The following is a 13,296-nucleotide window of genomic DNA, read 5'->3' on the forward strand; positions in this document are numbered from 1 at the left end:
CACGGGCATGCGGGGACCGGGGTGTTTCCGGGTGCCTCACCACGCGACCGACCCCGTCCGTCCTGTCCGCCTCCTTCGGCCGGGGCGGGCGCGAGGCCGCCGCAGGAGCCGGACGGACGCGCGTGGCTCTGCCCTGCGGGACGAGCGGGAGCACTGCGGCCACCGACCGGGGGGCTCATAATGGAGTGCGTCTCGCCTGTGTGGTCTCCCCCACCTGCGACGAGGAGCGAAATGAGCGCCTCCCACGACCGGCCCGGTGATCGGGCATCCCCCTTCCGTGCCCTGGCGACCGCGGTGCTCGACGACGAGGGCACCATCCTCCGCTGGTCACGCGCGGCGACGGAACTGCTGGGCCGTTCGAGTGAGGAAGTCTGCGGGCATCCGGTCCGGGAACTGCTCGACGATGCCCCCGGCCCGGTGCGGGGGGCCGCTCGACGGCACCGGGGAGGGATCCCGGAGGCGGGCGAGGCGCGGCTCCGTCACCGGTCCGGCCGCACGGTCGACGTGACCTTCCGGGTGACGTCCCTGGAAGGGGGAGCCGAACTCCTGGTCGTGGCGGCCCCCAGCCACTGCCTGACGAGCGCGGAACAGAACACGTCCTTCCTGGACTCCTTGTTCCGCCAGGGCCGGATCGGGGTCAGCGTCCACGACGCCGATCTGAACGTCGTGCGCACCAATCTCACTCCGGAGATGTTCGGCAGACCGCCGGGGCCCTCCCCCGACCAACTGCGGGACGTGATGTCCGCCCCGGACGCGGACGAGGTCGAGAAGGCCCTGCGCCAGGTGCTGGACACGGGCGTCCCCCTGGTCGGGAAGCACCAGCGGGTGCACCCGCCGCAGGGCACCCGGCGTCACCGGTCCCTCTCCCTCTCCGCCTTCCGGCTGGAGGACACGGCGGGCAGTCCGACCGGCGCCGCCGCGCTGTTCACCGATTCCACTCAGCAGAACCGGTCCCGTCGCCATCTGGAACTACTGCATCGGGCCTCCCGGCGGATCGGTACCTCCCTGGACGTCGTACGGACCGCCCAGGACCTGATCGAGGCCCTGATCCCCGCCTTCGGAGACATCGGATGGGTGGAACTCGCCGAAGCCGTGTTCGACGGCAACGAGCCGTCCAAACTACTCGGCGGCGGACGGTGGCCGCTCCGTCGAGCCGCGGTGGCCTCGGCCTCCGGAGGCTGGCCCGCCCCGCTTCAGCAACCCCTCGCGGCGTGCCCGCCGCTGCCGGACGGCCTCACCCTGCGGAACCTGCAGCGGGGCAAGACCATCGTCGGCCGACGGGCCGACAATCCCATGGTCCATGTCCCGGAGCTGGCGCGACTGTTCGTCCCCGAGCACGGGCACTCGTTCGTGTGGTCCCCGCTCTTCGCGCGCGGTCTGGTGCTCGGCATCGTCGTGGTCTGGCGTACCGAGCAGCCGGATCCCTTCGACGCGGAGGAAGCGGATCTGCTGGAGGAGATCACCTCCCGGGCATCCCTGGCCGTCGACAACGCCCGCCGCTACACCCACGAGCATCGCGCGGCCGTCGCGCTGCAACAGCGCCTGCTGCCGCACGCCACCACCGACACCCCGGCGACGGAGACCGTGGGCCTCTACCGGCCTGCGGGCGGCGGGGCCGAAATCAGCGGCGACTGGTTCGACGTCGTCCCCCTGCCCTCGCTGCGGACCGCCCTGGTCGTCGGGGACGTCGTCGGCCGCGGACTGCACGCCACGGCCACGATGGGCCGCCTGCGTACGGCCATCCGCACCCTGGCCGATCTGGAGCTCGGCCCCGACGACCTGCTCACCCACCTCGATGACCTCGTCCAGCAGCTCGTCGACGAGGCGCCCCGAGCGCACCGGAACACCATCGGCGGCACCTGCCTCTACGCCGTCTACGACCCGGTCACCCGCTGCTGCACCCTGGCCAGCGCCGGGCATCCGCCGCCCGTCCTGGTCCGCCCCGACGGCACCACGAAGGTCCTCGACGTCTCTCCGGGGCCGCCGCTCGGCGTCGGAGGCATGCCCTTCGAGGCCACCACCATCGAGCTGGAGCCCGGAAGCGTCCTGGCCCTCTACACGGACGGACTGATCGAATACGACGGCCACGACCTGGGCCACGGACTGCGGCGGCTGACGAACGCACTCGACGACCTCTGCAGCCCCGACCGGTCGCTGGACGATCTGGGCCGCGCCCTGCTCGAGGACGCCGGCGACGCGCCGCCCGACGACATCGCCCTGCTCCTCGCCCGCACCCGCGCGATCGCCCCGGAGAACACCGCGAGCTGGGAATTCCCCACCGATCCCACCGAGGTCGCCACCGCCCGGGAGGCCGCCTCCCGGCAGCTGTCCGCCTGGGGGCTCGACGACCTGGCGTTCACCACCGAACTGGTGGTCAGCGAACTGGTCACCAACGCCATCCGTTACGCCGGCGGTCCGGTCGGCCTGCGGCTCATCCGGGAGGGCGTCCTGGTCTGCGAGGTATCCGACCCCAGCAGCACCCAGCCCCGGCTGCGCCGGGCCCGCTCCACCGACGAGGGCGGTCGCGGGCTGTTCCTCGTCGCTCAGCTCACCTCCCGCTGGGGAAGCCGCTACAGCCGTCAGGGCAAGACGATCTGGACCGAGCAGCCGCTCAACGGTCTCTCACCGCTGTCTCCGCTCCTGCTCTGCTGACACCCTCGTCCCCGTTCCTGCTCTGCCGCACACCGCGCACCGGCCGACGGGCTTCGGCCGACCGCGGTCCGGTGGGCGGCTCGTGTCGGAGCACGGCGACGTCAGGGGGCATGACGAGCACCCGGGCACGGGGAGCAGAAGAAGCGCGGCGGGGACGGTACCGTCCCCGCCGCGCGGTGGCCGACCGGCCCGGCGAACCAGGTCAGTTGTTCGCGATGAAGTCGGTGACCAGCCGGTTGAACTCGTCGGCGTGCTCGATCATGGCCCAGTGCCCGCAGCGGTTGAGCAGCACCAGCCGGCTGTTCGGGATGTTCGCCAGCAGGTGGAGCGAGGTCTCGAACGGGACGACGCGGTCGTCTCGGCCGTGGATGAGCAGCGTCGGCACCTTGATCTGCGGGAGCAGGGCCGGGTCGACCCACTTCGGCAGCGGCGCGCCCTTCGGCAGGCCCTCCACGTAGTTGCGCAGGTGCTCCGGGCGGGCGAGCGCGGCGTCCGAACGCGCCTTGCACAGCTCGGGGGTGGCGAACCGGGCCTTGTCGTAGACCATGATCTCGACGAGTCGGCGCACGTTCTCCGGGCTGGCGTCGTGGTAGGTCTCGATGAGGACCTTGAGGCCCTCCGAGGGACCGTCCCCGGCGCCGAAGAGCGTCGGTATCCGGGCGACCGGCGGGCCCATGGTGACCAGGTGCGAGATGCGGTCGGGGTACTCGGTGGCCAGCCGCAGCGAGGTCTGGCCGCCCATCGAGTTGCCGACGAACGCGGCCTTCTCGATGCCGAGGGCGTCCAGGAACCGGATGGCCGTGTCCACGTGGTCCAGCTGGTCCACGGTCGCGGGGTCCGACTCGCCCCAGCCGGGCATGTCGACGGCGTACACGTGGAAGTGCTCGGCCAGCGCCTCGATGTTGCCGGCGAAGTTGCTCCAGCCGGTGGCGCCGGGGCCGCTGCCGTGCAGCAGGATCACGGGGTGACCGGAGCCCGCCTCGTAGTAGCGGAGGTCGAAGTCACCGGCCCGGACGGTGCGGGCGAGGTCCTTGGGGTCGAGGGTCATCAGTGGTCCTCTCCATGGGGGTTGGGGGCGGCGGCGAGCAGTTCGGCGACGACGCCCGGGGGCCGGTGGCCCCAGCTGTGCAGCCGGTCGAGCGTCCTCACCTCCCACGTCTCGTCGTCGATGATCAGCCCGCCCCAGCCGTACTCGATGCTGAAGCCCGAGGGCGTGAAGACGTAGAAGCTGAACATGTGGTCGTTGGGATGCATGCCGAGCGTCATCTCGAACGGCTGCTTGGCGTCCATGCACCGGTCGTAGGCGGCGCCGACGTCGCGGATGTCGGTCACCTCGACCATGAAGTGGTGGGTCTTCTTCGGCGACGGCATGTCCCCGAAGGCGACGGTGTGGTGGCGGCCGTTGCAGTGCAGGAAGATCAGGTCGGCGACGATGCCCGGGGCCAGTTCCTCGACGATGATGTCGCTGATCCGGAAGCCGAGCAGGTCCATGTAGAAGCCCAGGTAGGTCTCCCGCGACACGCCATGCGCCAGCAGGACCTGGTGGCCCGCGCCGCTGGCGCCGGTCACGAAGCCGCCGAGCAGCTTCGCGGACCGGAACGGTGTGTCCGCGTCGGCCAGGCCGGTGACCAGCTCGACCCGGTTGCCCATCGGGTCCGTGGTGAGGAAGATCCGCTCCACCTTGCGGGCGGCGGCGAGAGCGGCGTCGCCCTCGGCGACCTCGATCCCGGCCGCGCGCACCTTCTCCACGAGGGCGTCGAGCGCGGCCGGGTCCTCGACCTCGTAGCCGGTGGCCACCAGGTCGTCGGCCGGGCCTTCGGTGATGATCCAGCGGTGCGCCTTCTCATCGGTGCGCAGCGTCAGCCCGTCGCGGGTCTTCTCACCGAGCTGCATGCCCAGCAGTTCGACGCCGAAGTGCTCCCAGTCGGCGGTGCTGCTGACTTCGTAGACGACATAACCGAGTTCCCTGACCCCGGACATCTGACTCCTCCTCATCCTTCTCAAGCCTCTTCCCGGACCCGCGGAGCGTGGTCCGGGCGGTCTCATGCGGGTACGGCCAGGCCGCTGACGTCGGCTGCGGCGACGAACTTGTCGGGGCGCACCGCCACGGCGCGCACGCCGTACCCGCGCAGCCACGGCAGGAGGACCTCGTCGAGGTCCACCAGTTCGTCGGGGCCCTGGGTGTGCGCCGTCTTCGGGCGCACCGCGATGTAGCGGGCGCCGAGCACGTCCCAGTCGGCCTTCTCCCCGGCCGTCAGCAGGGTCGACGGATCGATGTCGTCGCCGAGCAGGACGAAGCCGCTCCCCAGCAGGTCGTCCATGCGCGACATCCGGCCCGTGGTGTCGCCGACGACCGGCTGCGGGACCATCTGTCCGACGGCGCTGGTGTCGCCCACCGGGCCCCTCAGCCAGCCGGCCAGGAGCGCGGGCGGGGCGTTGAGCGGCGGCTCGACCCCGGAGACCTCCTGCTTGATGACCTGGCCCAAGGCCACCGCGAGGTCGGTGTAGAACGCGGCGTTGGGGCGCCGTTCCGCCTCGTAGGTGTCGAGCCAGCTCTCGGGCAGTTCGCCCTTGATGACGCGGGCGAGTTTCCATCCGAGGTCGTGGGCGTCGCGCATGCCGGTCTGCATGCCGGCGCCGGCCCACGGCGGCATCAGGTGGGCGGCGTCCCCGGCCAGGAAGATCCGGCCCGTGCGCCAGGTGTCGGCCATCCGGACATGGTGCTTGTAGAAGGCGTGCTGGTGGATCTCGACGTCGTCCGGTGTGACACCGAGGGCTTCGAGCAGCGGCCACACCTCGGCACCGGTCGGGTAGTCGGCCGGACTCTCGTCGGGCTTGAGCGGGATCTCCCAGCGGTGGTTGCCCGCGGAGAGCGCGATGTCGACGACCGGGCGCTCCTTGTCGGACCAGAAGGTCAGGACGTCGCGGTCGGGCCACCAGCGCTTGACGCGGCAGTCGATGACCACCCAAGTGACGTCGCCGGTGTCGCCCAGCAGTTGGCAGCCGGTCCGGCCGCGGGTCGCGCTGCTGCCGCCGTCGGCGCCGATCACGTACCGGGCGCGGACGGTGCGGGTCTCGCCGGTCGCGGTGTCCTCGGAGGTGACCGTGACGCCGTCGGCGTCCTGGTCGATGCCGGTGACCTCGGTGCCGTAGTGCACGGTGACGCGATCGCCGTACTCGCGCGCCGCCTCGCGCAGTTCGGCCTCCATCGTCGGCTGGTAGATGTTGAAGGCGCGGGCGCTGCATCCCAGTGCCGACTGCGGCCGGTCGACGCGCATGATCTGCGTGCCGTCGTAGGTGACCCAGCGCAGGGCCCGCTGAGGTTCGATCTTCTTCTCGACCCGCTCGTCGATGCCGAGGTCCTGGAAGATCCGCATCGTCCAGTCGTCGACCGTCACCGCCCGGGCCCGGGGATAGAGGTCCTTGTCCCGTTCGAGGGCCACGGCGGAGACACCGTACCTGGCGAGGGTGAGGGCGGCGATCACTCCGGTCGGGCCGTACCCGACGATGGCGACGTCCGCGTCGTAGCTCTGGGTCATGCGATGACTCCGTCGTCCATCGCACACTGCCGCGTGCGAAAGTTTTGGACCGCTCGGTCCATTCTTGAGGGAGATTAACAATGCGCATTGGCCTCGTGTCAAGGGTCGGTGCGCAACGAAACGACCTCGGTCGCGGTCGGGAGGCGGAGCACGGGCCGGGCGGGGAGCGGTGAGGCATGGGCAAGCGCCGGGCCTTCGTGCCCGACGGGGCGGCCCCTGAGGGCCGTCCAGCCGTCCGTGACCGATCAGCGCACGGCCCGGACATGGCGCGTCGCCAGGCGGAAGAGCGCCCACCTACCGGATGCGTGCGGACGTGCCGACCACGCGCGAAGGGGCCGCGGCTGCCGATGGGCGCCCTCCAGGAACGAAGGGGCAGCCCTTAGACTTCGACAAGTGCAGAATTCCGCGCTGCAGGCGCACTCCGGAAACCGACGCGGCCGACGGTCGCGGCAGGAGATCCTCGACGCGACCGCCCGGGTGATGTCCGCGCGCGGTTACGCGGGCACCTCGATGTCGGCACTCGTCAAGGAGACGGGCCTGCCGAAGAGTGCGTTCTACCACCACTTCGACTCCAAGGCGGGGCTGTTGTCGGCCGTCATGGAGCAGGGGGCGCACGACTTCTTCGACGCCATGCGGGAGGCGCACCGCGATCCCCCGGAGGGCGGCACCCCGCGCGAGCGCCTGGGTTGGCACCTCCAGCGGACGGGCGAGGTCCTGAAGCACCGGGAGGACTTCCTGCGCCTGCTGCTGGTGCTGGTGATGAGTCATGAGGCGGCCGAGGCGCCCGAGGCGCTGCGAACGGTGATCACGGTCCGCGACGAGGGCCGCGACTATATGCGCCACATGATCCGCTCGTCGTTCATCGGCGAGGGCGAGGACGCCGCGAACAAGGTCGCGGACGCCCTCGCCCACTTCGGCATGGCCGGTTTCGACGGCGCCTTCGTGTCCCTCCAGTCGGAGGACGGCAAGCCGATATCGGAGTACATGCGAGAGCTCACGGACTCCATGGCCGCCCTCGGCGAGGCGCTGGTCGCCGCCGGCTGAGCGCCGACGGCGATCACAGCGAGAATCCCGGCCGGAGGGGCGCCCCCGGCCGGGACGAGGGTCAGGCGGGCTGCTCCGCGCGCCCGTCGGCGAGCGTGAGCGCGATGTCGACGATCATGTCCTCCTGGCCGCCCACCAGGCGGCGCTGCCCGCACTCCATGAGGATGTCCCGGACGTCGACCCCGTACCGCGCGGACGCGGCCTCGGCGTGACGGAGGAACGACGAGTAGACACCCGCGTACCCCAGGGTGAGGGTCTCCCGGTCGACGCGCACCGGACGGTCCTGGAGGGGCCGCACGATGTCGTCGGCGGCGTCCTGGAGCCGGAACAGGTCGCAGCCGTGCTCGAAGTCCGACAGGTTCGCGACCGCGATGAACGCCTCCAGCGGGCAGTTGCCCGCCCCCGCGCCGTGACCGGCGAGCGAGGCGTCGACACGGCGGACACCGTTCTCGACGGCGACGACGGAGTTGGCGACCGACAGTGACAGGTTCTCGTGGGCGTGGATGCCGATCTCCGTCCCGGCGTCCAGCACGTCCCGGTAGGCGCGGACGCGTGCGGTCACGTCGCTCATCGTGAGACGGCCGCCGGAGTCGGTGACGTACACGCAGTGCGCGCCGTAGGACTCCATCAGCTTCGCCTGCCGGGCCAGCTCCTCCGGCGGCGCCATGTGGGAGAGCATCAGGAACCCGGACACATCCATGCCGAGCTCGCGTGCCGCGGCGATGTGCTGCGCGGAGATGTCGGCCTCGGTGCAGTGCGTGGCGACGCGGACGGAGCGGACCCCGAGGTCGTACGCGTGCTTCAGTTCGTCCACGGTGCCGACACCGGGCAGCAGCAGCGTGGTGAGGCGGGCGCGCTTCAGCACCGAGGCCGCGGCCTCGATCCATTCCCAGTCGGTGTGCGAGCCGGGACCGTAGTTGACGGATCCACCGGCGAGGCCGTCGCCGTGCGCGACCTCGATCGCGTCGACGCCCGCCTCGTCGAGTGCGGTGACGATGCGCTTGACGTCTTCCGGGGTGATCCGGTGTCGTACGGCGTGCATGCCGTCGCGCAGGGTGACGTCCTGGACGAAGATCGGGGTGCCCATCAGCTGTCTGCCTTCCCTGCTGCGATGCGCTCCGCGACCTGGAGCGCGGCGGAGGTCATGATGTCGAGGTTCCCGGCATAGGCCGGAAGGTAGTGTGCGGCGCCCTCGACCTCCAGGAAGACCGACACCTGGTGGGTGGGCCGGGTGCCGCCGTCGGCGAGGAGCGTGCCGACCGGCTGGTCCTCGGGGATCTCGGTGATCTGCACCTGCTGCTTGAGCCGGTATCCGGGCACGTACGCGGCGACGTCGGCGGCCATCTTCGCCACGGACCGCCGGATCTCCTCCTGGACGGCCGGGTCCGGGGCCGTGACGAGGCAGAAGACCGTGTCCCGCATCATCAGCGGCGGCTCGGCGGGGTTGAGGATGATGATCGCCTTGCCCCGGCGGGCGCCACCGACCCGCTCGATGGCGGCCGAGGTGGTCTCGGTGAACTCGTCGATGTTGGCGCGGGTGCCGGGGCCCGCCGACTTCGAGGCGATCGACGCGACGATCTCCGCGTACGCCACGGGCACGACCCGGCTGACCGCGGCGACGACCGGGATGGTGGCCTGGCCGCCGCAGGTGACCATGTTCACGTTGGGAGCGCCGAGGTGCTCGTCGAGGTTGACGGCGGGCACGACGTAGGGGCCGATGGCGGCCGGGGTGAGGTCGATCAGCCGCTTCCCGAGCGGGGCCAGCTTGGCGGCGTTCGCCTCGTGCGCCTTGGCGGAGGTCGCGTCGAAGACGATGTCGATCTCGTCGAAACCGGGCATCGCGATCAGCCCGTCGACGCCCTCGTGCGTGACCGGGACGCCGAGCCGCGCGGCGCGGGCCAGGCCGTCGGAGGCGGGGTCGATACCGACCATGGCCCCCATCTCCAGGTGCTTCGACCCGCGCAGCACCTTGATCATCAGGTCGGTGCCGATGTTGCCCGATCCGATGATCGCGACCTTCGTCCTGCTCATGAAGCCTCTCCCTCGCTGAAGCGGACCGTCACGGCACCGAAGCCGGACAGGGTGGCGGTGACGGTGTCGCCGGGGGACACCGGCCGCATCGGACCGAGCGCGCCGGACAGCACGACCTGTCCCGCCCGCAGCGGATCGCCGAGTTCGCGGGCCGTACGGGCCAGCCAGACGACGGCCTCGACCGGGTCGCCGAGGCAGGCGGCGCCGGTTCCGGTGGAGACCTTCGCGCCGTTGACGCTCATCGACATCGCGACGTCCACCGGTTCGGTCTCGTCGAGGGTGCGTCGGTGTTCCCCGAGCACGTAGGCACCCGCGGAGGCGTTGTCGGCCACCGTGTCGCCGAGACTGATGTCCCAGCCGGCGATCCGGCTGCCGCAGACCTCCAGCGCGGCGACGCCGTAGTCGATCGCGTCCCGGACCTGCGCGGTGTCGAGCGGGCCGTCGGCCAGGTCGGCGCGGAGCACGAACGCGATCTCCGCCTCCACCCGGGGCTGGAGGATCCGCCCGGCCGGGATGGTGCCGCCGTCCGAGTAGGCCATGTCGTCGAAGAGGACGCCGAAGTCGGGCTGGTCGACGCCGAGCTGCCGTTGCACCGCCTCGGAGGTCAGGCCGATCTTCCGGCCGGTGATCCGGGCGCCCTCGGCGAGGCGGCGTGCGGTCAGCTCGGCCTGTACGGCGTACGCGGCGGCCAGGTCGTCCCGGCCGATCAGGTCCCGCACGGGCGCGCAGGGCGCACCTGAGGCGGACGCCTCGGCGAGCCGCGCGGCCGCGGCGGCGATGTCGGACTTGCTCGCGGAGGCGAGCCCATGGTTCTCGGTCACGGCTTCACTGTGTGCCCCGGGCACGTACCGAACCAGCACTTCGTCTCGCTCAGCGATACGCCACACCTATGCTGGACATATGACGGAAGCAACCGGTCTCGACACGGTGCTGGGCAAGGCGGTGACGATTCTGCGGGCCTTTCGGCCCGACGACCGGGCCGTCGGCCTGGCGGAACTCGTGCGGCGGACGGGCCTCCACAAGGCGACCGTGCACCGCTTGTCCGGGGCCCTGGTCGCCAACCGCCTCCTCGACCGGGTCGAGGGCGGCTACCGCCCCAGCGGCGGCCTCTTCGAGCTCGGCATGCTCGCGTCCCCCGAACGCAGCCTGCTGGAGGTGGCGATGCCGTTCCTCCAGGACCTGTACGAACGCACCCACGAGACCGTCCACCTCGGGGTGCGCGAGGGACACGACGTCGTCTACGTCGCCAAGATCGGCGGCCATCGACAGGCCAGGGCTCCCTCACGCACCGGGGGGCGCATGCCGCTGCACTGCACCGCCATCGGCAAGGCGCTGCTCGCGCATGCCGACGACGGGTTGCGGCAGGAGGTGCTGACCGGACCACTGGAGCGGCGCACTCCGCGCACGATCGTGGCGCCGGGTGCTCTGCGCCGCCAGTTGCTGGAGATCACCGAGACGGGCGTCGCGTTCGAGCGGGAGGAGTCGACCGTCGGGCTCATGTGCGTGGCCGCGCCTGTGCTGGGGCGCGACAACGAGCCGCTCGCCGCGATCAGCGTGGCCGGACCGACCGGGAGATTCCGGCCCGAGCGGTTCGTGACGCAGGTGCGGGCGGCGGCCACCGGACTCGGCAGCACGCTGATCCGGCGCAATCTGCTGAGCTGATCCGAAGCGTCTTGCCCGCCGCGGTTCCGTGGACGGCATCCTGCTTCCGCGTACCGCCGCGATTCCGTGGACGGCACCCCGGCTCCGCGTACGAGCCGCGGTTTCGCGCACGGGCCACCGCAGGGAAGCCGCGGCCCGGCGGCCATGACCGGAGCCCGCCCCCGCTCCCCGAAGTCCGTACATCCGCGAGCCCGTTCCCCGGCAGCACCTGCGGCCCCGCGGCCGTGAGGCGGGCCGTCAGAGGGCTCCGGTGATCTCGTCGGCCGCCGCCGTCAGCGCGGCCGTGAGCGGCTTGAGCATCCTGGGCGAATAGCGGACGCTGGGCATCGACACCGACAGTGCCGCGGTCGTCGCGCCGGCCCGGTCCTTCACCGCGCACCCCACCGCCACCACACCCCGCTCGGTGCGCTCCAGGTTGAGCGCGACGCCACTGCGCCGCACCGCCCACAGCTCCCTTCGCAGCTGCGCCGGATCCGGCGGCTCCTCCCCCGGGGCACGCCGGTCGTCGGCGTACAGCGCCGCGACCTCCTCGTCCGAGAGAGCCGCCAGCTCGATCAGGCCGCCGGTGGCCTGATGGGCCGGGAAGACCGTGCCCTCGCGGCTGCCCACCCGCAGCGCCTGCCCGCACTCGGCCGAGGCGATGATCCGGACGGTCCGCCCGGTGCGGATGCTGAGGTTCACCGTCTCGTCGATCCGGTCGACCAGGGCGCGCATCGGCCCGACGGCCGCCGCGCGGAGGGCGCCGAGGCCGGATCGGGCGCGCTCGGCGAGCGCGAGGATGGGGCCCACCCGGTAGGTCCGGTCCTCGTCCTGCACCGCGAAATCGCGATAGACCAGTGCGGTCAGCAGCCGGTGGGCCGTGGAGCGGGCGACGCCCAGGCGCTCGGCCGCCGCGGAGACCGTGACCGATCCGTCGACCTGGAGGATCTGTGCCAGCCGGAGCGCGTGGTCGACGCTGCTCGGCGCGTAGGCGGGAGGTGTCTTCATCGGCTTGGCCATGGTCCGATCCTCACATACTCTGTTCCGCCCAGCAGAATTACGCGTTCCGATTCCGCGTCATCGGACGACGCGGCCCACCCTTCTCCCCGTTCGGGGGCGTCGGGTCTCCCCCGCTCGGGGGCGTCGGGCCGGCGGGGTGAGTACCGGTACTCACGCGTCCTTCGCGCCCCGGACCCAGGATGGGGGAAACGGATCGCGCCCCGAAAGGCCCCGCCCCCATGCTCTGCCGTCTCGCCGCCGCCCTGGTGCCCCCCGTCGGCCGTCTGAACGTCACCGCCGCCGACGGCGCCCGTTTCGCGCCGGGCAGCATCATCGCCGCCAACCACACCTCGCTCGCGGACCCCGCCGTCGTCCTCGCGGCGCTCCGCGGACTCGGCGTCGAACCGGTCGTCATGGCCGCCGCGGGCCTGTGGCGCATACCGTTGCTCGGCCGCGCGCTCGCCCGGGAGGAGCACATCCCGGTGCATCGGGGCGACCGGCGCGCCGTCGAGGCCCTGGACACCGCGGCCGAGGCCCTGGGCCGAGGACGCCTGGTACTGATCTACGGCGAAGGCGGCCTGCCGCGCCGCGAGGACCCCGGCGAGGCCGCCCCTCGCCCCTTTCGCAGCGGTCTCGCGCGACTCACGCGCAGCACCGGAGCCCCCGTCGTTCCCCTCGGCCAGGCCGGTGCCCGGCGGATCGTCTCCGGCAGCCGCCCCAAGCAGATGGCCGGACTGGTCACCGCACCCCTGCGCCGCCCCGGTGTTCACGTCCATGTGGGAGCCCCCGTCGTGCTGACCGGCACCCACGCCGCCCGCACCGCGCACGCCCACCGAGCGGTGACCGCGGCCTGGCGTATCGCGGCCGAGCGACTCGGCGAGCGACTCGTACCCGACGCCTGAAGGAGACGGCGACGCGGGAGCGCCCCACGCGCACGCCGCCGACTCCTCCGCGGTCCGGCCGGTGCGCGGACGGGGCCGTGCCCACCGCTGCCGCGCGGTGCGGCGACCGACCCGGCGACGGGGGCCCGAGGAAGCCGGGCAGGGTGGGCAGCGGCTGACCGTGGCCGGTCGACGCCCTGCCGCGACGACCGGGCAGCGCCCGCCCCCTGGCGCGTCGGACCGGTGCGGTGACCGGCGCCGCACGGTGGGGCCGTTCCCCGTCGCGCACTGCGCCCGCCCCCGTTCCGCCTGTAGCATATTAACCAAATAGCGACAAATGGGATGCCGTGCAGGCGGTGACGCACCCCGCCCCGATGGGCCCGGTGCGCATGTCCACGCGCGGACGGAACGGGAGCGTTCCTCCGCCGCGTGACGCCCGGCACAGGACGCGTCCCGGCGGCAGCCCGGTCGGGGCGGGGCGGAAACACCGCCGGTCCTGCTTGTACCGA

11 protein-coding genes are annotated in these 13,296 nt (G+C 72.1%); 4 read left to right on the forward strand and 7 right to left on the reverse strand.

The annotated features are described in order from the left end of the window. The first annotated feature begins 231 nt into the window (after positions 1 to 231). A complete protein-coding gene (locus ACIHCL_RS14140) occupies positions 232 to 2,652 on the forward strand; it encodes a SpoIIE family protein phosphatase (protein WP_399861163.1) in 2,421 nt (806 codons plus the stop codon). Positions 2,653 to 2,854: 202 nt separating this feature from the next. Here the strand turns inward: ACIHCL_RS14140 and ACIHCL_RS14145 are convergent, their stop codons facing one another. From ACIHCL_RS14145 to ACIHCL_RS14155, 3 genes are all read right to left on the reverse strand, one after another. Beyond that, a complete protein-coding gene (locus ACIHCL_RS14145; RefSeq protein WP_399861166.1) occupies positions 2,855 to 3,700 on the reverse strand; it encodes an alpha/beta fold hydrolase in 846 nt (281 codons plus the stop codon). Continuing rightward, a complete protein-coding gene (locus tag ACIHCL_RS14150; RefSeq protein WP_399861169.1) occupies positions 3,700 to 4,632 on the reverse strand; it encodes a VOC family protein in 933 nt (310 codons plus the stop codon). The genes ACIHCL_RS14145 and ACIHCL_RS14150 overlap by 1 nt, the downstream gene beginning before the upstream one ends. A 62-nt stretch (positions 4,633 to 4,694) precedes the next feature. After that, complete coding sequence (locus tag ACIHCL_RS14155) at positions 4,695 to 6,191, reverse strand: FAD-dependent monooxygenase (protein WP_399861173.1); 1,497 nt, start codon at positions 6,189 to 6,191, stop codon at positions 4,695 to 4,697. Positions 6,192 to 6,584: 393 nt separating this feature from the next. On the opposite strand from ACIHCL_RS14155, the gene ACIHCL_RS14160 reads away from it, so the two are divergent. Beyond that, positions 6,585 to 7,235, forward strand: coding sequence for a TetR/AcrR family transcriptional regulator (locus ACIHCL_RS14160; RefSeq protein ID WP_399861176.1), 651 nt, complete (start codon positions 6,585 to 6,587; stop codon positions 7,233 to 7,235). A gap of 61 nt (positions 7,236 to 7,296) precedes the next feature. Here the strand turns inward: ACIHCL_RS14160 and dmpG are convergent, their stop codons facing one another. Genes dmpG through ACIHCL_RS14175 form a run of 3 tightly spaced genes read right to left on the reverse strand, consistent with a single transcriptional unit; the run spans position 7,297 to position 10,087 of the window. Next, positions 7,297 to 8,322 (reverse strand): 4-hydroxy-2-oxovalerate aldolase, encoded by a 1,026-nt coding sequence (dmpG, locus tag ACIHCL_RS14165; protein ID WP_399861178.1) that lies wholly within the window; start codon positions 8,320 to 8,322, stop codon positions 7,297 to 7,299. Continuing rightward, on the reverse strand, positions 8,322 to 9,266 hold the full coding sequence (locus ACIHCL_RS14170) for an acetaldehyde dehydrogenase (acetylating) (protein WP_399861181.1): 945 nt from the start codon (positions 9,264 to 9,266) through the stop codon (positions 8,322 to 8,324). The genes dmpG and ACIHCL_RS14170 overlap by 1 nt, the downstream gene beginning before the upstream one ends. Continuing rightward, positions 9,263 to 10,087, reverse strand: a complete 825-nt coding sequence (locus ACIHCL_RS14175) for a 2-keto-4-pentenoate hydratase (RefSeq protein ID WP_399861183.1) — start codon at positions 10,085 to 10,087, stop codon at positions 9,263 to 9,265. Before ACIHCL_RS14175 ends, ACIHCL_RS14170 begins: the two co-directional genes overlap by 4 nt. A gap of 79 nt (positions 10,088 to 10,166) precedes the next feature. Here ACIHCL_RS14175 and ACIHCL_RS14180 point away from each other — a divergent pair, with 79 nt between their 5' ends. Beyond that, entirely contained in the window at positions 10,167 to 10,928 is a 762-nt protein-coding gene (locus ACIHCL_RS14180; RefSeq protein ID WP_399861186.1) for an IclR family transcriptional regulator, read from the forward strand. Positions 10,929 to 11,165: 237 nt separating this feature from the next. Here the strand turns inward: ACIHCL_RS14180 and ACIHCL_RS14185 are convergent, their stop codons facing one another. After that, positions 11,166 to 11,927: an IclR family transcriptional regulator gene (locus ACIHCL_RS14185; RefSeq protein ID WP_399861189.1), complete on the reverse strand. Its 762-nt coding sequence runs from the start codon at positions 11,925 to 11,927 to the stop codon at positions 11,166 to 11,168. A gap of 218 nt (positions 11,928 to 12,145) precedes the next feature. Here ACIHCL_RS14185 and ACIHCL_RS14190 point away from each other — a divergent pair, with 218 nt between their 5' ends. Beyond that, positions 12,146 to 12,808 (forward strand): lysophospholipid acyltransferase family protein, encoded by a 663-nt coding sequence (locus ACIHCL_RS14190; protein WP_399861246.1) that lies wholly within the window; start codon positions 12,146 to 12,148, stop codon positions 12,806 to 12,808. Positions 12,809 to 13,296 lie beyond the last annotated feature (488 nt).

Source organism: Streptomyces sp. NPDC052042, from assembly GCF_044548345.1.
In the GTDB taxonomy this organism is placed as follows: domain Bacteria; phylum Actinomycetota; class Actinomycetes; order Streptomycetales; family Streptomycetaceae; genus Streptomyces.

What these genes read in the sequence shown, in the direction of transcription:
- ACIHCL_RS14140 (WP_399861163.1), top strand. Translation starts at nt 232, where the DNA reads ATGAGCGCCTCCCACGACCGGCCCGGTGATCGGGCATCCCCCTTCCGT.
- ACIHCL_RS14145 (WP_399861166.1), bottom strand. Translation starts at nt 3,700, where the DNA reads ATGACCCTCGACCCCAAGGACCTCGCCCGCACCGTCCGGGCCGGTGAC.
- ACIHCL_RS14150 (WP_399861169.1), bottom strand. Translation starts at nt 4,632, where the DNA reads ATGTCCGGGGTCAGGGAACTCGGTTATGTCGTCTACGAAGTCAGCAGC.
- ACIHCL_RS14155 (WP_399861173.1), bottom strand. Translation starts at nt 6,191, where the DNA reads ATGACCCAGAGCTACGACGCGGACGTCGCCATCGTCGGGTACGGCCCG.
- dmpG (WP_399861178.1), bottom strand. Translation starts at nt 8,322, where the DNA reads ATGGGCACCCCGATCTTCGTCCAGGACGTCACCCTGCGCGACGGCATG.
- ACIHCL_RS14170 (WP_399861181.1), bottom strand. Translation starts at nt 9,266, where the DNA reads ATGAGCAGGACGAAGGTCGCGATCATCGGATCGGGCAACATCGGCACC.
- ACIHCL_RS14180 (WP_399861186.1), top strand. Translation starts at nt 10,167, where the DNA reads ATGACGGAAGCAACCGGTCTCGACACGGTGCTGGGCAAGGCGGTGACG.
- ACIHCL_RS14185 (WP_399861189.1), bottom strand. Translation starts at nt 11,927, where the DNA reads ATGGCCAAGCCGATGAAGACACCTCCCGCCTACGCGCCGAGCAGCGTC.
- ACIHCL_RS14190 (WP_399861246.1), top strand. Translation starts at nt 12,146, where the DNA reads ATGCTCTGCCGTCTCGCCGCCGCCCTGGTGCCCCCCGTCGGCCGTCTG.